The following is a 20,768-nucleotide window of genomic DNA, read 5'->3' as shown; positions in this document are numbered from 1 at the left end:
CCTCGCCCCACGGTACAACATTTACACCCACTTGGGGTGGTGGGTGTGCTCGTATCACACCCCCACCACCAAAAGGGGTGAACGGTCGTAACTTTCCCGTGCGGGTCGCGTTCCGTCGCGCTAAGAGATCATCCGAACACGTTTCGTCATACGGCGGCCAGTTGTTGGCGGGCGCTTCGACGGGTCGCGCGACGGGCCGCCGCGACCGCCGGATCGAGCGCGGGGACGGCGGCGAGGAGCTGCCGCGTGTACGGGTCCCGCGGCGACTCGTAGACCTCGTCGACGGCTCCGTACTCGACGATCCGGCCGTTGCGCATCACCGCCACCCGGTCGCTGACCTGGCGTACGACGGCGAGATCGTGTGCCACGAAGACCAGGGCGAGGCCGAGTTCCCGTCGCAGTTCGCCGAGCAGGGCGACCACCTGGGCCTGGGTGGTGACGTCGAGCGCGGAGACCGGTTCGTCGCACACGATGACCCGCGGGTCGGCCGCCAGGGCCCGCGCGATGCCGACGCGTTGGCGCTGGCCACCGCTGAACTCGTGCGGGTAGCGGTCGTAGTGCGCCCCTTCGAGCCCCACTCGCTCCAACAGCTCTCGTACGCGCCCCCGTACGCCCCCTTCGTCCCGTTCGCCCCGCGCCCGGAGAGGGTCGGCGATCGACTCGCCCACGCTGCGGCGGGGGTTGAGGGAGGAGACGGGGTCCTGGAAGACCATCTGTACGTCGGGGCGTACGCCGCCGCCGGGGCTGATGCGCCCCGCCGTCGGTTCCAGCAGGCCGACCAGCATGCGGCCCAGCGTCGTCTTGCCGCTGCCGCTCTCGCCCACGATGCCGAGCGTCTCGCCCCGGCGGACCGTGAGCGACACGTCGTCGACGGCCACGAACGCGCGCTTCCCGCGCCCGAACTCGCGCCGCAGCCCGACCGCTTCCAGCACGACCTCGCCCGCCGCGCCGGATGCCGTGCCGGCTGTCACGCGGGACGCCGCACCGCGTGGCGCGCCGGGCAGAGCGCCGGGCAGAGCGTCGAGCGGTACGTCGAGCGGTGTATCGGCCGCCGTGACCGCCGGCGTGTCCTTCACCGTGAGCGGCGACACACCGGAGCCCGTGCCGGATTCCCCGACCGACGCACTCCCGGCAGCCGCCGCGCCCGGCACGTGCACCCGCGGCACGTCCCCCTGCGGCACCTTCCCGTCCGGCACGTCCGCCTTCGGCATGTTGACCCTCGACGCATCAACTCCCGATGCATCGCCCCTCGGCGTATCCACCCTCGGGACCGCTCCCAGCAGTTCGCGCGTGTAAGGCTTCGAGGGCGCCCCGAGAACCGTGGCGACGGGGCCGTGTTCGACCACGCGCCCGTGCCACATGACCAGGATCTCGTCGACGCTCCCGGCGGCGACGCCCACATCGTGCGTGACGAGCAGGAGACCCATTCCGGTCTCCTCCCGCAGCGTGTGGAGCAGGTCGAGGATCTGGGCCTGGACGGTCACGTCGAGCGCGGTGGTCGGCTCGTCGGCGATCAGCAGGTCGGGTTCGCAGGCCAGCGCCATCGCGATGAGGGCACGCTGACGCATCCCGCCGCTGAACTCGTGCGGGCGCGCGCGGGACCGCCGGACCGTGTCCGGAATCCCGACACGGTCCAGCACCTCCACGGCACGCGCGCGTGCCGCCCGCCGTGACGCACGCGTGTGCACGCGGTACACCTCGGCGATCTGGTCGCCGATCGCGTAGTACGGGTCGAGCGACGACAGCGGGTCCTGGAAGACCATCGCGGCCCGCGCGCCGCGCAGCCGCCGCAGTTCGTCGTCCGACGCCCGCTGTACGTCGGTCCCGGCGACCTCGATCGAGCCGCCGACGTACGCGCCCGTGCCCCGGTGCAGTCCCAGCAGGGCCGAGGCCACCGTGGACTTGCCCGAGCCGGACTCGCCGACCAGCGCGAGCGCGGCGCCCCGCTCCAGCCGGAAGGAGAGCCCGTCGACGGCCCGCAGTTCACCGAACCCGACGGTGAGATCGGCTACTTCGACCAGGCCCCTCCCAGTACCACCCGTACTCACCGCACCCACCACACCCACCGCACCCACCGCACCCACGTCACTCAAGCCACCCACGTCACTCATGCCAGTACCACCCGTCGGTCGGCCACCGCGTAGAGCACGTCCGCGAGGGCGTTGGCGATGACGACGAAGAACCCGACGACCAGGACCATCCCGACGACGACGGGGAGGTCGACGACATCGACGGCGTGGACCAGTTCCCTTCCGATGCCGGGCAGTCCGAAGAGCGTCTCGGTGAGGACCGCGCCGCCGACGGCCGATCCGACGTTGTTGGCGTTCAGCGCGATGACCGGGGCGAACGCCCCGCGCAACGCGTGCCGCCAGATGATCGAGCGTTCGCCGACGCCGTACGCGCGGAAGGTCCGGATGTGGTCCTCGGCCAGTGTCTCCAGCATCGACGACCGGGTCAGCCGGGCGAACGCGGCGGCCTCGATGAGCGCGAGGGAGAGCCAGGGCAGCAGCAGGTTCCACGCCCACTGTTCGGGGTCGTCGGTGAGGTTCACGTACTGCGGGAAGGGCAGCAGTTCCAGTTCGCCGCAGACGACGATCATCAGGACCAGACCGATGACGAAGACGGGTGTGGCCACGCCCACGAGCGTGATGCCGGTCAGCACCCGCTCGGTGAGCCGTCCGCGCCGCCACGCCGAGAGCACGCCGGTGCCGACGCCGAGGATCAGCCAGATCACCATCGCCCCGAACACGAGCGACAGGCTGACCGGCAGCTTCGTGAGGATCAGCTCGGTGACCTGCTGGTCGCTCTGGTACGACAGCCCGAGGCAGGGCGCCGGGCAGTGCTGCACCGCGGTGCCGGTCGAGTAGTCCTGGCCGGCGACGAGCCCTTCCAGGAAGTGCCAGTAGCGCACGTACAGCGGGTCGTCGAGGCGCAGTTGCTCGGCGACCTGCTGGACCTGGGCGGGCGAGCAGCGCGGGCCGCAGGTGATCTGGGCGACGTTGCCGGGGGTGACGTAGAAGACGACGTAGATGATCACCGAGATGACGAGGAGGGTGATCAGGACGCCGACGATCCGGCGCAGGACGAACCCCGTGAACCCGCTCATGTGGAACCTCCCCGCTCCGACCCACCGGTCACGCCGGTCACGCCGGTCACACCGGGCCGATAAGACCCATCAGACCCACTGGACCCACTGGACCCACCGAGCCCGCCAGAGCCATCAGATCCACGACCCCCTCCAGACCCCTCAACCACCCCGGCCCCCTCAGCCCCCTCAACCCCCACAAGCGACCGCGCCGCCTTCGCCTCCCGGCGCCGCCCCGTCCCCACCCGCAGCCGCGAGGCCGCGCGCGGGTCGAGGGCCGTACGCACCCCGTCGCCGAGGACGGTCAGCGCGAGGACGGTCACGAAGAGCGCGCCCGCCGGCAGCAGCAGGTACTGCGGCGCGGCCTGGTACCAGACGTCGGCGGCGGTGAGCATCTGCCCCCACGACGGCGTCGGCGGCTTCACGCCGACGCCGAGGAAGGACAGGGCCGCCTCGACGCTGATGTTCGACGGGATGAGGATCGCGGCGTACGTGATGACGGGCGCCGCGAGCCCCGGCAGCAGCTCGCGCCAGGCGATCCGCCAGGTGCCCCAGCCGCTGAGCCGGGCGGCGGAGACGTAGTCCAGCCCCTTGAGGGTGAGCGTCTGGGCGCGGACGATCTTCGCGATGTTGCCCCAGGCGATCAGGCCGATGACGCCCGCGACCAGGACGGGCCGCGGGAAGCCCGACGGCACGATCGCGAGCAGCGCGAGGGACATGATCATCAGCGGCAGGGCGACGATGATGTCGGTGAACCGGCTGAGCAGCTGGTCGACCCAGCGGGTGCCGAGCGCTGCCGCGACACCGACCACCACCCCGATGACGATCTGCACGACGGTCGCGGCCAGCGCGACACCCAGCGAGACCCGGGCCCCGTACACGAGCCGTGCGAACAGGTCGCGGCCGGTCTGCGGCTCGACGCCGAGCCAGTGGTCACCGCTCACGCCGCCGAATGATCCGACCGGCACACCGCCGCGCGCGGAATCGATCAGATCCGGGTGGTACGTGGTCGGATCCTGACCCTCGATCGCGGTGAGCAGGGGCGCGGCGAGCGCGACCAGGACGAGCAGGGCGACGACGGCCGCCGCGGCGAGGGCGGCGCGCTGTGCGCGCAGCCGCCGCCAGAACTGACGAGCCCCCGAGGCCCCCGGCGGTACGGAAAGGTCCGTTCCGCCGGAGGCCTGGGAGGCGACAAGTACGTCGCTCACGGCGCTACTTCACCGAGACCTGCGAGATGTCCAGCACCCCGGTCCAGTCGCTGATCACGATGTTCTTGATGTCCTTGCCGTACAGCCGCTTGTAGACCGGGTGGAACAGCGGCACGGTCAGCGCCTGCTCGCCGATCTTCTTGTCGAGGGCGCCCCAGCGGGTGGCGGCCTCGTCGAGGTCGGTCAGCTTGTTGATGGCGTCGATCTCGGCGTTGACCGACTTGTCGTCGAGGAAGCCGGTGTTGAAGTTGGCGCCGTCCTTGACGATCTGGCGGCCGTCGAAGATCGGCGCCAGGAAGGGGCCGCCCGAGGGCCAGTCGGCACCCCAGTGCGCGAGGAAGAAGCCGGGCTCGGTCTTCGCGCTGTGGATCTTGTCGCTGTAGTCGTTGTCCTCCAGACCCTGGAGCTTGACGGTGATCCCGGCCTTCTTCAGGGCGTCCTGGATCGCGGTGGCTATCTCGGGGCTGGTCTCGAAGTCCTTGGCGTTGGAATGGGTGAGCGTGACGGTCAGGCCCTTCGCGTGCCCGGCCTCCTTCAGCAGTTCCTCGGCCTTGGCCGCGTCGCCGGACGTGCCGGCCGGGAAGTGGTCGTAGGCGGTGTAGCCGAAGGACTTCTGGTCGGGCAGGTACGTCGTCGCGGCCTCGGCGAGCGAGGACCCGCCCGCCGCGTTGATCACGGAGCTGCGGTCGATGGCGTACGAGATCGCCTGGCGCACCTTCGGGTCGTCGAACGGCTTCACCTTCGGGTTGAAGGCGATGTAGTTCGTGTAGCCGAAGTGCCCGGTGCCGACCCGCGCGGCCAGCTCCTTGTCACCGCTGACCTTGGCGAGTTCGGCGGGTCCGAGGTTGGTGTCGGTGGTCACGGCGGCGGCGTCAGCGCCCTGCGAGGAGGACAGCCGCTGGTTGATGACGGACGAGTCGAGCCCGGAGCGTACGTCGATCGTGTCGGGGTAGGCCTTGCGCTCGGCGTCCGTCGACGCGGACCAGTGCGGATTGCGCTCCAGGGTCAGCCGCTCGCCGTCGTTCTCGTTCTTGACGACCTTGTACGGGCCGGACGAGACCGGGTGCTCCTCGTACTTCGTGCCGGTGTCCTTGGCCTTCGGGACGGGCGCGAACTGCGTCTGCGTGGCGAGATACGGGAACTCGCCCTCGGGCTTGTTCAGACGGAACACGATGGTCTGCTCGTCGGGCGTCTCGATGGAGTCGAGGCCCTTCTTGTCCTTGTAGGGCCCCTGGTAGTCGGCCCCGCCGATCAGCCAGTCCCGCAGATAGGGCGCGCCGCCGGAGAGTTCGGCCGCGAAGGACCGCTCGATGCCGTACTTGATGTCGGCCGAGGTGATCGCGCTGCCGTCCTCGTACGTGAGGCCCTTCTTGAGCGTGTACGTCCACACGGTCGCGTTCTCGCTGGGTCTGCCGGTGTCCGTGGCGAGGTCGGGGACGACCTCGGCGCCCTCGGCCCCGTCCTCGCGGTTGCGCGTGGTGAGCGTACGGAAGACGAGCGAGGGGACGTTGCCGCCGCCGGAGGTGTAGAGCCGGGCGGGGTCGAAGTCCTGCTGCGGGTTGGAGTTCAGGACCGTGAGGGTGCCGCCCTTGGCCGGCTTCGCGTCCGCGCCGCCGGACGTGGCCTTGGCATCGTTGTCCTCCGGTCCGCAGGCGACTGCACCCGCTGCCACGGCGAGGCTGACGGATACGGCGGCCAGACGGCGCGCTGTGACGGACGATCGACGCATGGGAGGAAACCCCTCGGAGAATTCGGCGAACACCGCGCGCGAAAAGGCGTGGTGTGAGGAAGTGATCGCGGAAATCGCCCCGAGGGCAGGCCGGCACGAGAGCATGAGGGCACTCTGGAAAACACCCGGCACCGTGATTCCGGTGCCGGTGCAATAACGAGAGAACGCCGACGCGCGCCAGGGGCGAGGGTCAGCGACAGAGAATGTCGGCCACGCAGAGCGCGGTCACGCCGAACAGCGCCAGCTCAAGGGCTGCGCGTGCGGAGATGTGACGAGGCGACATGCGAGAAAATATGAACGAACTTTCCCCGCCTGTCAATGTGAGCCGTCCGTCCCCCGACCGCTCCCGCGGCCCTCCCGGTCAACTCGACGGGAAGGGCCAGGGGTTGGGCAGACACTTGATCCCGTCGTGGTTCAGGAACTTGGTCTGCTGCTGCATGACGGGGGCGAGCCCGCCGTCGACACTGCAGCTCACATGCCCGTACCCGAGCCGGTGCCCCACCTCGTGGTTGATCAGCATCTGCCGGTACGAGTACATCTTGTCGCCGTACGTCTCGGAGCCCTGGGCCCAGCGATACGCGTTGATCATCACGCGGTCGGTGGCGGCCGAGTCGCAGGAGACGTTGTCCTCGGTGGTGTCGAGACCCGACTTGGCGCACCAGAACGCGGTGGTGCCGGGACTGGCGAGCGTGATGACGAAGTCGGGCTTTCCGGAAGAAATCCGCTCGAAGGTACGGCCGCCGCCGTGCGCCCAACTCCGTTTGTCGTTGAGGGTTTTCTGCACGGCCTGCGCGAAGAGCTTTCCGTCGAGTCCGAGGGATTTCTCCACGTCGACGCGGTAAGTGAATTTCTGCCCGGTTCCCGGCGCCTTGTCGAAACCGGTGATCGCGTCGAATTTCCCACCGCCCTTGAGTTTGGCCTCCAGGGGGTATTTCGCCGCCATCTGCTCGGTGTACGACAGCGTCACCGCGCTCGGTTTCGTGGAGGGCGCGGGCCGCTTGTCGGTGCGCGACGCGGAGTCCTTGGCCTCCCGGTCGGCGCCGCCGGCCGCCTGCGAGCCCACGGAGTCGTCCTTGCCGCCGTCGGCGACCTGGCCCGCCACGACGACGGCCAGCACGGTGGTGACGGCCGCGGCCGCGATGCCGGTGAAGGCCCGGCCCTTGCCGCCCTTGGCCTTGTCCGGCCCGTTGTCCGGCACCTTCGGCCCCCGGGGCGGCGGTGTCCTGTGCTCGACCTCCTCGTCCCGGTCGGTGACCGGGGCGAAGGGGTCCGCGCGCAGCGCCGCCGCCGTGGGCGTGCCGGCACGCGGTGCGAACTGGTCGTCCTCGCCGCCGTCGCTCCCGCCGAACGCGTCGACGTAGGCCTGGCGCGGGCCACTCGCTCCCGCCGCGCCCGGCGCGTACCGCTGCCCGGGGATCGGTACTCCCGGCCGGTCGCGCGGCGCGCTCTGGCCCGGACCGCGCGGAGGCCCTTGCGGGGATGCCTGCGGCACGCCGACGCCGACTCCGTACCCGGACCCGGTGGCCGTCCTCGCCGCGCCCCAGCCGCCGCCCGCCTCACGCTGTTCGGGGTGACCGCCGCGGACGCGGGGCATGCCGTGGGCCGGGGTTCCGTCGGCGTTGAGCGGCGCGCCCTGCGCCGGACCGCCACCGGGCAACCGCGGGAAGCCATGAGCCGGGGTGCCGTCCGGCAGCCGGGGGAATCCATGGGCGGGGGTGCCGTCGGGGAGCCGCGGGAAACCGTGGGCCGGAGTGCCGTCCTGGAGGCGGGGGAACCCGTGCGCGGGGGTGCCGTCGGAAAGCCGCGGCCCTCCGCCCGGCTGCGCCCCGCCCCGGTACTGGTCCGCGTACCGGGGAGCCCCTCCGGTATTGCGGGGGCCTCCCTGCGCAGGCGGGCCCCCCTGTCCGGGCGGGTTTCCGGGTCCTTGCGGAACCCATCCTTCAGGCAGTCGGGGCACCCCCCGGGCGGGCGTTCCGTAGGCCTGCGGTGCGGGCGGTGTCGCGGACTGCGGTCCGCCCGGGGGCCGTCGGCGCCCCGCGGCCTCTCCGGTGGTCCCCGTCTGCGGCCGGGCAGCCGGAGCAGCGGGAGGGTCGGCGGTCTCGCCCTTGGGGGCGGGCCCGCGCCGGCTGTGACGTCCCACGTCCCGCTTCAGCTCCTCGCGCCGGTAGCGCCGGTGTCGGTCAACTTGCCCGTGTCCGCGAGGAGTTCGCGGAAGGCCGTGGCCATGGTCTCCGGGTACTCCATCATCGCCACATGCCCCGCGTCAGGCAATGTCAGCAACCGCGAGTCCCTGAACGCACGCGCCGCGCGCTGGGCCATACGGTACGAGACGAGCTGATCGCGGCCTCCGTAGACAAGAAGTGTAGGGGCCAGCACCCGCTCGGCCTGGCGCCACAGTCCGTGCTGGCCGCCCAGCGTGTACGCGTTCACGATGCCGCGTGCCGAGCGTGCCATGGCGTCCCAGAAGTAGGGAAGCGCGAGCCGCCGCTCCATCTCCTCGACCGCGTTGCGGAATCCTTCCGGCGTCACCATGCCGGGGTCCCCGTAGCAGAGCGCGGTGACCCCCCGCACCCGCTGCTCGGCGGTCCAGCCCTTGGTGAAACCGGTGAACAGGGCCGCCACACCCGGCAGGGCGAGCAGGGCCGTCGGCACCGCGCTGCGCTGCACCCGCAGTTCGGGGAGCGCCGGTGAGACGAGCGTGAGCGTGCGGACGAGATCGGGACGCACGGCGGCCACGCGCGTCGAGACGGCGCCGCCCAGCGAGTTCCCGAAGAGATGCACGGGCCCGCGCTCGGCCGCGTCGAGATAGCGGATGACCGCGCGGGCGTGTCCCGTCACCGAGTAGTCGCCGTCGTCCGGCGGCGGCGAGTCGCCGAAGCCCGGCAGATCGAGGGCCTCGCTGTCCACGAGGCCGTCCAGGAGCGGCATCAGCGCCGACCAGTTCTGCGAGGAACCGCCCAGCCCGTGCACGTACAGCGCGGGCGGCAGCCCCTCTGCGGCCGGGGGCCTCGAACGGACCGTCAGCGTGATCCCGGGGAGCCCGACCGTGCGCAGCCGCTCCCCCGCCGCCACCCTGACGGAACTGACCTTCGGCGCGACGGAGGTGGCCAGCACTGACGGCAGTTCGGTCGAAGACATGCGGCAATGTTACGAGACGATCACGCGCTGGATCGTGTGTTCGCCGTCACAGGGAGAAGCCGCGGCCCGGCCCGATCGCGTAGCGCCCCCCTCCCAGGTCTCTTAGGCTTCGTGAACGAGGGCACTCGTACCAGCGCAAGAGCGCACTCGCACCGCTCGGGAAGAGGACTCATGACTGTCGACCCCACCGACCCCGAGGTACTTCAGGACACGGACGACACCGGCGCGACCGAGATCGGCGTGGAGGCCCCCGAGGCCGACGCCGCCGAGCAGCGGACGGATCTCGCACCCCGGCTGGACGACCCGCTGACCGACGCGGACGCGGACAGCGCCAGCGAGGGAGACCTCGCCGAACAGGCGAGAGTCGTGGAACTCGACGAGGACGACTATCGGTGAACCGGCCCCGGGCGGCCCCGACGGCCGCCCGGACCGCCGTGCCCGGACACACGAGCATCCGTTCCCGGGCCCTGCACCGGGAACACCATGAGCCCGCCATGACCCCCTATGGCGCGATCTGCACGGTTTCACCGACGTCCGGTCCGTGAAATTCTCCGCTCGCACCGCGCACACCACGGTTACCGAAAAGTACGATGGCCGCGCGGCGCTCACCGCATGTGGACGATTTTGGGAGGCGGCGTGACAGCCATCGAGCAGACAGAGGCGGCACGCCCGCGGGGCACACGCCTGCCGCGCCGTGCCCGACGCAACCAGCTCCTCGGCGCCGCCCAGGAAGTGTTCGTTGCGCAGGGATATCACTCGGCCGCGATGGACGACATCGCCGAACGCGCGGGCGTCAGCAAGCCGGTTCTCTACCAGCACTTCCCCGGCAAGCTGGATCTCTATCTCGCACTGCTCGACCAGCACTGCGAGTCACTGCTGGTCTCCGTACGCACCGCGCTGGCGTCCACCTCGGACAACAGCCTGCGCGTACGGGCCACCATGGACGCCTACTTCGCGTACGTGGAGGACGAGGGCGGTGCCTTCCGGCTGGTCTTCGAGTCGGACCTGACGAACGAGCCCGCGGTGCGCGAACGGGTCGACAAGGTCACGTTCGAGTGCGCGGAGGCGATCTGCGAGGTGATCGCGGAGGACACCGGTCTGTCGAAGGCCGAGTCCATGCTGCTCGCCTCGGGGCTGGGCGGACTCGCCCAGGTGGTGGCCCGCTCCTGGCTGCACAGCGACCGCAGCGTGCCGCGCGAGCAGGCGGTGCAGTTGCTGACCTCGCTGGCGTGGCGGGGCATCGCGGGTTTCCCCCTGCACGGCAGCGAGCACAACTGACCGCGGCCGGCCCCGGCGCATCGACGCCGACCGCCACTTTGTTCCCACAAGCTGTTCGCTCCTGGCGTTCTCGGGCGGACCGTGTACGTCCCCTCACCGGGCTAATGTGTGCTGCGTACGGCGCGGACACACGCGCACATCAGTGACCGTCGGAGGGACATAGCCGTGGAGGTCAAGATCGGCGTGCAGCACGCGCCCCGCGAGATCGTTCTGGAGAGCGGTCAGACCCCGGAAGAGGTCGAGCGCGCGGTGTCCGAGGCGCTGGCAGGCAAGTCGCAGCTGCTCAGCCTCGTGGACGACCACGGCCGCAAGGTCCTGGTACCGGCGGACCGCCTCGCCTACGTGGAGCTCGGCGAGCCGACGACCCGCAAGGTCGGCTTCAGCGCGCTGTAGGACGCAGGACGCCGCAGAACGCGGAAGAGTGGAGGAGGGGCTCGGAGGCCGATGGCCACCGGGCCCTTTTTCCATGCCGTCCTGCCCGTCCGCCCTGTCCGCGCCTCAGGTCCGCGCTTCACAGATGGAGCACAACTCATCCACACGGGAGGGTTGCATTCCGCAGGTCACGGGTATGACGGGCTACGACCGAAGTGCACACAGCCGTGCGGAAGGGACCCCCCTCATGTTCTTGGAAGCGCTCGGCTCGGCCATCCTCGGTCTGGCACTCGCCCTGGCGGCGGCATACCGCCTGCCGCACCGCCTGCCGGTCCGCAGGATCGTCCTCCCGACGGGCGTCGCGGGCGGCCTCTTCGGAGCCTTCCTGACCCACACCGCGCTGGGATCCGTCGGCTTCCTGCCGGTAATGCTGGGCGCGGCAGCAGTGGCCGCAGCCTCCGTCTCCCTGCTCCTGCGCCCCGCGGGAAGACTCCACCACCACGGAGCAACGGTCTGAAAGACGACCACTGACCCCAAAAGGCCCCGCCAGGGGCCTTTTTTCGGGTTCGCGAGGAACGACGCACCAAGCCCCCGCCGAACCCGCAGCCGACCACCAAGGGCCCCGGGGGGCCTTAAGGGGCGCGGGGAACTGCGCAACCAGCCCCCACCGACCGACAGCCAAACACCAGGGGCCGGGCCCCTTCAGGGGCGCGGGGAACTGCGTGACAAGCCCCCACGGACCTGCAGACACCCGACAACCGGCCCGAAGTGGCGAACGCTCAGGCGGCCAGCCCCAACGCAGCCATCCTCTTCGTGTGCGCCTCGGTGATCCGCGAGAACATCCGCCCCACCTCCGCGAGATCGAACCCGTCCGCGACCCCACCGACGAGCATCGTCGACAGCGCGTCCCGGTCGGCGACCACCCGCTGGGACTGCGACAGCGCCTCCCCCATCAGCCGCCGCGCCCACAGCGCGAGCCGCCCGCCCACGCGCGGATCCGCGTCGATGGCGGCCCGCACCTTCTCGATGGCGAACGACGCGTGCCCCGTGTCGTCGAGGACGGCCAGCACGAGCTTGCGCGTATCGGCGTCGAGCCGCGCCGCGACCTCCCGGTAGAAGTCACTGGCGATCGAGTCACCGACGTACGCCTTCACCAGGCCTTCCAGCCAGTCGGACGGCGCGGTCTGCTTGTGGAACCCGTCGAGCGCGGCGACGAACGGCTCCATCGCCTGCGTCGGCTCCGCCCCGATCTCGGTCAGCCGGGCCCTCAGCTGCTCGAAGTGGTGGAACTCGGCCGAGGCCATCTTCGCCAGCTCCGCCTTGTCCCCGAGCGTCGGCGCCAGTTTGGCGTCCTCCGCGAGCCGCTCGAACGCCGCCAGCTCCCCGTACGCGAGCGCGCCGATCAGATCCACGACCGCGGCGCGGTACTGGGGGTCCACGGAGGCCGTGGCCCAGTCCTGGGCGGCGACTCCGGTGGGTTCGGCGGGTGCGTCGGAAGATTTGGCAGGTGTCGTCATGAAGCGCACAATAGCCCGCTCGCCGCACGGCGGAAGGCCCTGGTCAATCAGTGTGACGACGACTACGTGACCAAATCGGCCATCGCATATGCGCGGATCCGGGGTATGGTGGTAATGCGCTCGCTGAGTTGATCTACGTAACCCGGCGGATCCGCACGAATGAGGATGCCCGGTCGGTGGCCCGATCGGCTCCGACCCGACAGCCCTCTCAGCCCGTACGGCACAGTGCGTACGGCATCCGGAGGGACCCTCAGCGGTACGAACGCTTGAGCGTCGGCAGTGGTCCCATGCCACCCCGGCCGCTGGTCAATAGCGGCCGACGTCCCCGGCACGGTCCCCGACACGACCCCCGCGCTCGCCTCGCACCGCGTACACAGAAGAGGCAGCACCCTGACTACTTTCCGAGACCTCGGGATCCTTCCCGAGACTGCCGAGGCCCTTGAGGCCGTCGGCATCACGAGTCCCTTTCCCATCCAGGAGATGACGCTCCCCGTCGCCCTCGCGGGCAACGACGTCATCGGCCAGGCCAAGACCGGCACCGGCAAGACGCTGGGCTTCGGCCTCCCGCTCCTTGAGCGCGTGACCGTCCCCGCGGACGTCGAGGCGGGCCGGGCGCAGCCCGAGCAGCTCACCGACGCCCCGCAGGCCCTCGTCGTCGTCCCGACGCGCGAGCTGTGCACCCAGGTCACGAACGACCTGCTGACGGCCGGCAAGGTCCGTAACGTACGTGTTCTCGCCATCTACGGCGGCCGGGCGTACGAGCCGCAGGTCGAGGCCCTCAAGAAGGGCATCGACGTCGTCGTCGGCACCCCGGGCCGGCTCCTCGACCTCGCGGGCCAGAAGAAGCTCAACCTCAAGCACGTGCGCGCCCTCGTCCTCGACGAAGCCGACGAGATGCTCGACCTGGGCTTCCTGCCGGACGTCGAGAAGATCATGAACATGCTGCCGGTGCGCCGTCAGACGATGCTGTTCTCGGCGACCATGCCGGGCGCGGTCATCGGCCTCGCGCGCCGCTACATGTCGCAGCCCACGCACATCCGCGCCTCGGAGCCGGACGACGCGGGCGCGACCGTCAGGAACACCGCGCAGTTCATCTACCGCGCGCACAACATGGACAAGCCCGAGCTGGTCTCGCGGATACTGCAGGCCGACGGCCGCGGTCTCGCGATGGTCTTCTGCCGTACGAAGCGCACGGCCGCCGACCTCGCCGACCAGTTGCAGCAGCGCGGTTTCGCCTCCGGCGCGGTCCACGGCGACCTCGGCCAGGGCGCCCGCGAGCAGGCGCTGCGCGCGTTCCGCAACGGCAAGGTCGACGTGCTCGTCTGCACCGACGTGGCCGCGCGCGGCATCGACGTCGAGGGCGTCACGCACGTCATCAACTACCAGTCCCCCGAGGACGAGAAGACGTACCTGCACCGCATCGGCCGTACGGGCCGCGCGGGCGCCAAGGGCATCGCCGTCACCCTCGTCGACTGGGACGACATCCCGCGCTGGCAGCTGATCAACAAGGCGCTGGACCTCGGTTTCCCGGACCCGCCGGAGACGTACTCCACGTCCGCGCACCTCTTCGAGGAGCTGAACATCCCGGCCGGCACCAAGGGTGTCCTGCCGCGTTCCGAGCGCACCCGTGCCGGTCTGTCGGCCGAGGTCGTCGAGGACCTCGGCGAGACCGGTGGGCGTGGCGCTCGCGGTGGCCGCGCTGGCCGTCCCGCGGCAGGTCCGGCCCCGGTCGCCGAGCGCGACCGTGACCGCGGTCGTGACCGTGATCGCGACCGTTCGGAGCGGACCCCGCGCCGCCGTCGTCGTACGCGCAACGGTACGGCGCTCGACGCCGCGGAGCCGCAGAACACGTCGCAGAACACGTCGCAGACGGCAGCACAGTCCGCGCCGGAAGCCGTGGCCGACAGCATCGAGCCCGGGCAGGCGACGGAGTCGCGCAGCGCGCGCCGGCGTCGTCGTACGCGTGCCGCGGCCTCGGAGGCAGCCGCGACCGCGGTCGCCACGGCCGAGGGCACGACCGTCGAGGTCCCCGAGACGGCCGTCGTCCCGGCTCCCGTCACGCCCGCCGCCGAGCCGGTGGCGGACGCCGAGGCCAAGCCGCGCCGCCGTCGCACGCGTCGTACGGCGGAGGTCGCTCAGCCCGAGGCCGTCGTCGTCGAGGAGGCCCCCGAGGCCGAGCCGACCGTCGTGACCGAGGCCGCCGAAGCCGTGGTGACCAAGCCCCGCCGCCGCACCCGCAAGGCCGCTGTCGCCGAACCGGCCGTGGCCGCGGTGGAAGCCGTCGCCGACCCGGTCGAGGCCGTCGAGGCCAAGCCGCGCCGCGCCCGCAAGGCTGCGGCCACGGCCGCCGCCGAGACGGTCCTGGACACCGCGGAGGCCGTGGAGGCCAAGCCGCGTCGCCGGACCCGCAAGGCCGCCGCGGCCACCGAGACCGCCGAGGTCACCGCGGTCGCCGAGGCCGGCATCCCGGCGCAGGCGACCGAGGAGCCCGAGACCAAGCCGCGTCGCCGCACCCGCAAGGCCGCCGAGACGGCTCCCGCGGCTCCGGCCGCCGTGGTCGCCCCGGTGGACGAGGCGCCCGTCGAGGAGGCCAAGCCCCGTCGGCGTACGCGCAAGGCCGCTGTCGCCGCCGAGACCGCGGTGGACACCGCCGAGGGCACGACGGCCGAGGCACCCGCCGCCGCGGTGACCAAGCCGCGTCGCACCCGCAAGGCCGCCGCGCCCGTGGAGGCGGCGGAGAGCGCCGTGGACACGGCCGAGGCGACCGAGACGAAGCCCCGCCGCCGTACCCGTAAGGCCGCGGTCGCCGAGGCCGACATCCCGGCCCAGGCCACCGAGGCCGTGACGGACCCCGCCGAGGCTCCGGTCAAGCCGCGCCGCACCCGTAAGACGGCCGCCAAGGCGACCGCCACGGACGCGGTCACGGAGACGGTCACGGCCGAGGCCGCGCCCGAGGCCAAGCCGCGTCGCCGTACGCGCAAGGCCGCCGCGGCCACGGAGCCCACGGAGGGCTGAGTTCCGCACCCGAACGGCCCGGCTCCCCTCGTGGGGGCCGGGCCGTCGGCGTTCCAGGCAAAGGTCGCGAAAGGACCGCGAGAGAGCCGCGAGGAAGCCTCGGCGAGGCGCAGACAGAGCACCGACAAGGCTTCGCAAGCCCTGTGCCACCGCCCGGTATGCCGCCCGACAGGTTGCCCGGATAGCCTCCTCCTCATGAGCAGGCCCTTCACCTTCGTCCCGCCCTCCGGGGCCCGCGCGTACCGCCTCGGCACCGCGCGCGGGGAGTTCGCCGTGATCGACGCGGGCAGCCCCGCGAAGGGAACCGTGCTGCTGCTGCCGGGGTTCACCGGCAGCAAGGAGGACTTCATCTCGCTGCACGAGCCACTGGCGGCGGCCGGCTACCGGACCGTCGCGGTGGACGGCCGGGGCCAGTACGAGTCACCGGGCCCACGCGACGACGAAACGCCCTACGCGCAGGGCGAGTTGGCGCTGGACGTGCTCGCGCAACTCGACGCGCTCGCCGAAGGCCCCGGCGGCTCCGGCGGCTCCGGCGGCTCCGGCGGCTCCGGCGGCTCCGGCGGCTCCGGCGGCTCCGGCGGCTCCGGCGGCTCCGAGGAGCGTTTCCATCTCCTGGGCCATTCGTTCGGCGGACAGGTCGCGCGCGCGACCGTTCTCCTGGCACCGGCCCGCTTCCGCTCACTCACCCTGGTGTCCTCCGGGCCCGCGGAGATCTCCCCCAGCCAGCAGCAGCGGGTCAAGCTGCTGCGGGACGCGCTGACCGTGATGGACATGGCGCAGGTGTGGGAGGCGATCCGGGCGCTGGACCCGCCGGAGGACGCCGAGGGCGAGCTGGACGCCGGCCTCGACGACCAGCAGGACCTCAGGCGGCGCTGGCTCGGCAACAGCCCGGCCCAGCTCGCCGCCGCGGGACGACAGCTGTGCGAGGAGCCCGACCGCGTGGCCGAGCTGGCGGCCCTGCACCTGCCCGTGCACGTCCTGTCGGGCGAGAGCGACGACACGTGGCCGGTACCGCTGCTCGACGACATGGCCGTACGCCTGGAGGCACACCGCACGATCGTCCACGGAGCCGAGCACTCCCCGAACGCGGACCGCCCACTGGAGACGGCGAAGGCGCTGGCCGCTTTCTGGGACGGCCTGGGCCAGGAGGGCCCGCTCAGGGCCCCGTAAGGGGCGCGGGGAACTGCGCGAACGGCCGCCACCGGGCCCGCAGGTCACCACGCGAACCGCTCGCAGGTCACAACCCGCACCGGCCCGCAGGCCACCGCCACCCCGGCGAAACCCTCAGTACTGCCCCTGCAAGTGCTCCCAGAACCCGTCCCGCAGCGCCCGCCGCAGATCCGCCTGCCCGCGCAGCGAGTACTGCAACAGCCCCTCGGACTCCACGAGCAGTTCCTGATCGACGGGCCCTGGCAGATACGGATGGCCGGGCAGCAGCTCGGCCAGGGACTCCCGCCCCCGCGCGGCCAGCCACTTCGCCGCGATCTGCGCCCCCACGAACCGCACGTCCTCCCGGCTCGGCCGGGCCACCGCCGACGTCTCGTACGAGGCGGAGGTGCGCCGGGCCACGTACGGCTTGAAGAAGTCGAGGTCGAACGTGCGCTGGCTGTCGACCTCCCAGAGCAGCGGCTCCGCCTGGTTGCGGCCCTCCGGGGCCTCGATGCCCCAGAGGTGGACCCTGGCCCCGTACCCCTGCGCGGCCTCGACGGCCGAGACCAGGTCCTCGTCGCCGCCGATGAGTGCCGCGTCGCTGATGGCGCGGTGCCGGGCCAGTGACTCCAGATCGGAACGGATCAGGGAGTCGACGCCCTTCTGCTGGTTGTTGGCGTTGAGGTTGCCGAGCCGGACCTTGACGTCGGGCAGCTCGGCGATGGACTGCTGCTCGGCGGTGTGGATGCGGCGCCGCGCCCCGTCGTACCAGTAGACGCGCAGCAGCCTGCTGTCCGCGAAGATCGTGCGCGCGCGGTCGATGAGCGCGTCGATGAGCCCCTCGGCGTCCAGCTCGAAGGCCCGGCGGTCCTCCGTGCCCGCCACGAGCCGGCCCGCGGCGGCGTAGAGATATCCGGCGTCGACGAAGATCGCGTGGGTCGACGGCGTCTTCGCCACCTCGGCCAGCATGCGCTGGAGCAGCTCGTTCGAGCGGTCGATGCGCGCGACGAGGGCGGAGAAGTCGTCGGGATCGTCGGCTGCCGCGATGTCGTCATTCATATGCGCCTCATTGTCGCAGGACGTCACTGTGTGTACACAGTCGGTCCCGATACTCACAAGTAATTAGACGTTCGAAAGTTTTCTTTAGCGTAGGGAATGTTCGTAACAATCAACCCGTTGACTCCTATGGGAACGCGGGACGCACGCGGCTCGCTCACCCACCCCCACCAGTAGTTCTCCTCCAGGAGGATGACCAGACGAAGGGAGAAGCCCTTGCGCTTCGAAATCATGCGACTCGACGACGTCGACGGCACACCCGTGGACAGCACCGTCGTGGACGCCGCCTCCGTCAACCGGATCGTTCAGCAGGCCGCCGCCATCGGGCAGCGCCTCTGGATCCGCCCGGCCGACACCTCGGCCTCATAACAGCGGTCGTTCGACAGTCTTCGGAACCCCCGTCCGGCACGATGCCGGGCGGGGGTTCCGCGTTCGGTCGCGCCCCTCCCGGCCGCACGTCAGCTGTTCTGGATGACCTGGGTGACACCGTTGATGATCTGCTGCACGGCGATCGCGGAGAGCATCATGCCCGCGAGGCGCGTCACGAGCACGACTCCGCCGTCCTTGATGACCCGGATGATCAGCAGCGAGTACCGCATCACGATCCACAGCACGACATGGATGGCGAGGATCGCCGCCCACACCGAGACCTGGGTCGCCACACTGTCGGCCTTCTGCACGGCGAGGATGACGGACACGATCGCGCCGGGTCCCGCGAGCAGCGGCATGCCCAGGGGTACGAGGGCGACGTTGACGTCCTTGGTCTGCTTGGGCTCGTCGGTCTTGCCCGTGAGCAGGTCGAGCGCGATGAGCAGGAGCAGCAGGCCGCCGGCGATCATCAGGGCGGGGACCGACACGTGCAGGTAGTTCAGGATCTGGTGCCCGAGCAGGCCGAAGACGGTGATGACGCCGCCGGCGACGCAGACGGCCTGGAAGGCCATGCGCTTCTGCACCTTGGCGGGGCGGCCGGACGTCAGCGCGAGGAAGATCGGGGTGATCCCGGGGGGATCCATGATGACGAAGAGCGTGAGGAAGAGGGAGCCGAAGACGGCGAGGTCGAACATGAGCAGGTGCGCCTTGCTGAGTGGTTGGGGGGGTGAGTGGGGGTGGATGTGTGTGGGTCGCTGCGGGTGCGTTGTGGCTGGTTGCGCAGTTCCCCGCGCCCCTTAGGGGGCTGGGGGTGAGCCGGGCTCGGAGGGGGGGATGTGGATGTGTGCGGGTCGCTGCGGGTGCGTCGTTCCTCGCGCCCCTTAGGGGGCTGACAGTGAGCCGTGCGCGGAAGTGGGGGATGTGGACGTGTGCGGGTCGCTGCGGGTGCGTCGTGGCTGGGCGCGCCGTTCCCCGCGCGGAGGTGGGGTGCGTTGCCGGGTCGCTGCCGAATGCGGCGGTGCCCTGCCGATGGGTGGGCGCTCCGAGCCGGTTCGGCGGCGGTGCGAGGTACTAGACGCCCGCCGGTCCGCCCGCGCCCGGGACGGGGAACGCGCCTGTCGCGCGGCGGGTGATCTCGGCGTAGATCTCGGGGTCCGTCGTGTACTCGCCGAGTTCGCAGGCCTTGCGGTGGCCGTGGTAGTCGCTCGAACCGGTGGTCAGCAGCCCCAGCTCGGCCGCCAGGCCGCGCAGCCGGGCCCGGGTGGCCTCGTCGTGGTCCATGTGGTCGACCTCGATGCCGTCGAGACCGGCCGCGGCCAGCTCGGCGATCGCGGACTCCGGCACGGTCCGGCCCCGCTTGGCGGCGGCGGGGTGCGCGAAGACGGTGACGCCGCCCGCGGCCTTGACCAGCCGGATCATCTCGAAGGGGTCGGACTCGTGCTTCTGGACGTGCGCCCGGCCGCCGTCGGCGAGCCACTCGCTCGTGAACGCGTCCGAGACGGTCGGCACCACGCCCAGCTCGACCAGCGCGGTGGCGATGTGCGGCCGGCCCACGGACCCGCCGGACGCGATCCGCTCCACGTGCTCCCAGGTGAGGGGCACGCCCAGTTCGCGCAGGCTGCCGATCATCGCCTGGGCCCGGGGCACCCGGTCGTCGCGTACGAGCTCGCGCTCGCGCAGCAGGTCCGGCTCCTCGGGGTCGAAGAGGTACGCCAGCATGTGCAGGCCGACGCCGTCGAGGCGGCAGGACAGTTCGGCGCCGGTCACGAGCGTCAGCCCGGCGGGCACGGCCGCGATGGCCTCGGCGTAACCGCGGGTGGTGTCGTGGTCGGTCAGCGCGACGACGTCGAGACCGGCCGCGGCGGCGTTGCGTACCAGCTCGGCGGGGGTGTCCGTACCGTCGGAGGCCTTGGAGTGGCAGTGCAGATCGATGCGCACGAGCGGACTCCAGACAAGACCAGGACAAAGGGAACCGTCCAAGGATAACGGGACCGGGATCACCTCCTGTCAGGCCCGTCAGGCCTGGCAGGACGGGCTCGTCCCCACCGCCCGAGGCGCGCGGGGCTGTGCCATGTGCGGCTCCGCCGCGTGGGCGCGACCAGCCACGGCGTACCCGCACCCGACAACCCGCGCACCCCCGGAGGGACCCCGCACGGACCGGCGGTGCCTACGGCTCCAGGATCCGCGGCGACAACGCCCCGCAAGGCAACAGATCCGCCTCCGCACCGGCATCCCGCAGATCCGTCAGCACCAGCTCGTCGTACATCATCATCCCCGACTGCTCGGGCCACACGACCGCCCACAGCCACAGCCCGAGCGCCTCACCGGCGAAGACGGCCCGGTCGCCGGGCGCCCCGGGGACGTGCCAGAGCGGCGTCGGCCGCCCCGCGGCCAGCACCTTCACCTGAGGGGGCTTGTCGACGTTCATGTACGGACCGGGGTCGAGCCCCTCGATGCCCGCGTACCGCGCGCCCAGGCCCACGCCCAGTTCCTCGGCGACGAGCATCAGCTCCCCGAAGCCGCCGAGCGGCCCGGGCCCCGAGCAGGCGACGGCCGTCGCGCGACCGCCGCTGCGGTCGTCGCCGGCGAACGCCGCACCCGTGAAGAGCCAGCCGACAGGCAGCGGCCATGGCATCCACACCGGTACACGCGCACGGTGCACGACCACGCCGAGGGCTTCCACGCTGGGCGGGATCACGGGCTGCAGCGGATGCACGATGCCGTGCACATCGCACTGCCAGGAGTCGGCAAAGAGGCCGGGAGCCCTGACCCGGCCACCACACTTCGGGCAACTGGGTTCGCCCCTCATAAGGCACAACGGTCCTCCCCGTCCTTCGCCGCGTCAAGGACGA

At 71.4% G+C, this 20,768-nt stretch carries 19 protein-coding genes; 7 read left to right on the top strand and 12 right to left on the bottom strand.

Translation table 11 applies throughout. From position 1 onward, the window contains the following. Nucleotides 1-146: 146 nt before the first annotated feature. From ACFVH5_RS27515 to ACFVH5_RS27485, 7 genes are all read right to left on the bottom strand, one after another. Complete coding sequence (locus tag ACFVH5_RS27515) at nt 147-2,111, bottom strand: dipeptide ABC transporter ATP-binding protein (RefSeq protein ID WP_385836414.1); 1,965 nt, start codon at nt 2,109-2,111, stop codon at nt 147-149. After that, a complete protein-coding gene (locus ACFVH5_RS27510) occupies nt 2,108-3,106 on the bottom strand; it encodes an ABC transporter permease (RefSeq protein ID WP_385836413.1) in 999 nt (332 codons plus the stop codon). Before ACFVH5_RS27510 ends, ACFVH5_RS27515 begins: the two co-directional genes overlap by 4 nt. Then, entirely contained in the window at nt 3,103-4,293 is a 1,191-nt protein-coding gene (locus ACFVH5_RS27505; protein WP_385836412.1) for an ABC transporter permease, read from the bottom strand. The genes ACFVH5_RS27510 and ACFVH5_RS27505 overlap by 4 nt, the downstream gene beginning before the upstream one ends. A gap of 4 nt (nt 4,294-4,297) precedes the next feature. Beyond that, nucleotides 4,298-6,022: an ABC transporter substrate-binding protein gene (locus ACFVH5_RS27500; RefSeq protein WP_385836411.1), complete on the bottom strand. Its 1,725-nt coding sequence runs from the start codon at nt 6,020-6,022 to the stop codon at nt 4,298-4,300. 190 nt (nt 6,023-6,212) lie between these two features. Continuing rightward, nucleotides 6,213-6,305, bottom strand: coding sequence for an Ms4533A family Cys-rich leader peptide (locus ACFVH5_RS27495; RefSeq protein WP_385836410.1), 93 nt, complete (start codon nt 6,303-6,305; stop codon nt 6,213-6,215). Nucleotides 6,306-6,383: 78 nt separating this feature from the next. Next, nucleotides 6,384-7,616, bottom strand: coding sequence for a DUF3152 domain-containing protein (locus ACFVH5_RS27490; protein WP_385836409.1), 1,233 nt, complete (start codon nt 7,614-7,616; stop codon nt 6,384-6,386). A gap of 554 nt (nt 7,617-8,170) precedes the next feature. Next, nucleotides 8,171-9,160 (bottom strand): alpha/beta fold hydrolase, encoded by a 990-nt coding sequence (locus ACFVH5_RS27485; RefSeq protein ID WP_385836408.1) that lies wholly within the window; start codon nt 9,158-9,160, stop codon nt 8,171-8,173. Nucleotides 9,161-9,331: 171 nt separating this feature from the next. Here ACFVH5_RS27485 and ACFVH5_RS27480 point away from each other — a divergent pair, with 171 nt between their 5' ends. From ACFVH5_RS27480 to ACFVH5_RS27465, 4 genes are all read left to right on the top strand, one after another. After that, on the top strand, nt 9,332-9,556 hold the full coding sequence (locus ACFVH5_RS27480) for a hypothetical protein (RefSeq protein WP_385836407.1): 225 nt from the start codon (nt 9,332-9,334) through the stop codon (nt 9,554-9,556). A gap of 240 nt (nt 9,557-9,796) precedes the next feature. Then, the gene (locus ACFVH5_RS27475) at nt 9,797-10,438 is read left to right on the top strand and encodes a TetR/AcrR family transcriptional regulator (RefSeq protein WP_384804528.1); all 642 of its coding nucleotides are present in this window, start codon (nt 9,797-9,799) and stop codon (nt 10,436-10,438) included. A 165-nt stretch (nt 10,439-10,603) separates the two neighbouring features. Continuing rightward, a complete protein-coding gene (locus ACFVH5_RS27470) occupies nt 10,604-10,831 on the top strand; it encodes a DUF3107 domain-containing protein (protein ID WP_055610545.1) in 228 nt (75 codons plus the stop codon). Nucleotides 10,832-11,057: 226 nt separating this feature from the next. After that, nucleotides 11,058-11,327: a hypothetical protein gene (locus tag ACFVH5_RS27465; RefSeq protein WP_385836406.1), complete on the top strand. Its 270-nt coding sequence runs from the start codon at nt 11,058-11,060 to the stop codon at nt 11,325-11,327. A gap of 262 nt (nt 11,328-11,589) precedes the next feature. Here the strand turns inward: ACFVH5_RS27465 and ACFVH5_RS27460 are convergent, their stop codons facing one another. After that, nucleotides 11,590-12,327, bottom strand: a complete 738-nt coding sequence (locus tag ACFVH5_RS27460; RefSeq protein ID WP_328494150.1) for a ferritin-like fold-containing protein — start codon at nt 12,325-12,327, stop codon at nt 11,590-11,592. Between the two features lie 480 nt (nt 12,328-12,807). Here ACFVH5_RS27460 and ACFVH5_RS27455 point away from each other — a divergent pair, with 480 nt between their 5' ends. Next, a complete protein-coding gene (locus ACFVH5_RS27455) occupies nt 12,808-15,342 on the top strand; it encodes a DEAD/DEAH box helicase (protein WP_385836405.1) in 2,535 nt (844 codons plus the stop codon). Between the two features lie 195 nt (nt 15,343-15,537). Beyond that, on the top strand, nt 15,538-16,512 hold the full coding sequence (locus tag ACFVH5_RS27450) for an alpha/beta fold hydrolase (protein ID WP_385836404.1): 975 nt from the start codon (nt 15,538-15,540) through the stop codon (nt 16,510-16,512). 114 nt (nt 16,513-16,626) lie between these two features. Here ACFVH5_RS27450 and ACFVH5_RS27445 read toward each other — a convergent pair whose 3' ends face one another. Continuing rightward, a complete protein-coding gene (locus tag ACFVH5_RS27445; RefSeq protein WP_384804536.1) occupies nt 16,627-17,550 on the bottom strand; it encodes an NYN domain-containing protein in 924 nt (307 codons plus the stop codon). Between the two features lie 213 nt (nt 17,551-17,763). On the opposite strand from ACFVH5_RS27445, the gene ACFVH5_RS27440 reads away from it, so the two are divergent. After that, nucleotides 17,764-17,916, top strand: coding sequence for a hypothetical protein (locus ACFVH5_RS27440; RefSeq protein WP_007384531.1), 153 nt, complete (start codon nt 17,764-17,766; stop codon nt 17,914-17,916). A gap of 89 nt (nt 17,917-18,005) precedes the next feature. Here ACFVH5_RS27440 and ACFVH5_RS27435 read toward each other — a convergent pair whose 3' ends face one another. The 3 genes from ACFVH5_RS27435 to ACFVH5_RS27425 all read right to left on the bottom strand — a co-directional run bounded on the left by ACFVH5_RS27435 (nt 18,006) and on the right by ACFVH5_RS27425 (nt 20,725). Next, a complete protein-coding gene (locus tag ACFVH5_RS27435; protein ID WP_384804538.1) occupies nt 18,006-18,611 on the bottom strand; it encodes a MarC family protein in 606 nt (201 codons plus the stop codon). Between the two features lie 376 nt (nt 18,612-18,987). Then, nucleotides 18,988-19,854: a PHP domain-containing protein gene (locus tag ACFVH5_RS27430; protein ID WP_385836403.1), complete on the bottom strand. Its 867-nt coding sequence runs from the start codon at nt 19,852-19,854 to the stop codon at nt 18,988-18,990. A 229-nt stretch (nt 19,855-20,083) separates the two neighbouring features. Beyond that, the gene (locus ACFVH5_RS27425) at nt 20,084-20,725 is read right to left on the bottom strand and encodes a DUF6758 family protein (RefSeq protein ID WP_384804542.1); all 642 of its coding nucleotides are present in this window, start codon (nt 20,723-20,725) and stop codon (nt 20,084-20,086) included. Nucleotides 20,726-20,768 lie beyond the last annotated feature (43 nt).

The sequence above is a fragment of the Streptomyces sp. NPDC127119 genome, assembly GCF_042677425.1.
Taxonomy (GTDB): domain Bacteria; phylum Actinomycetota; class Actinomycetes; order Streptomycetales; family Streptomycetaceae; genus Streptomyces.
Note: the sequence above shows the minus strand (reverse complement) of the source record. Positions and strands in the feature narration are given on the sequence as shown.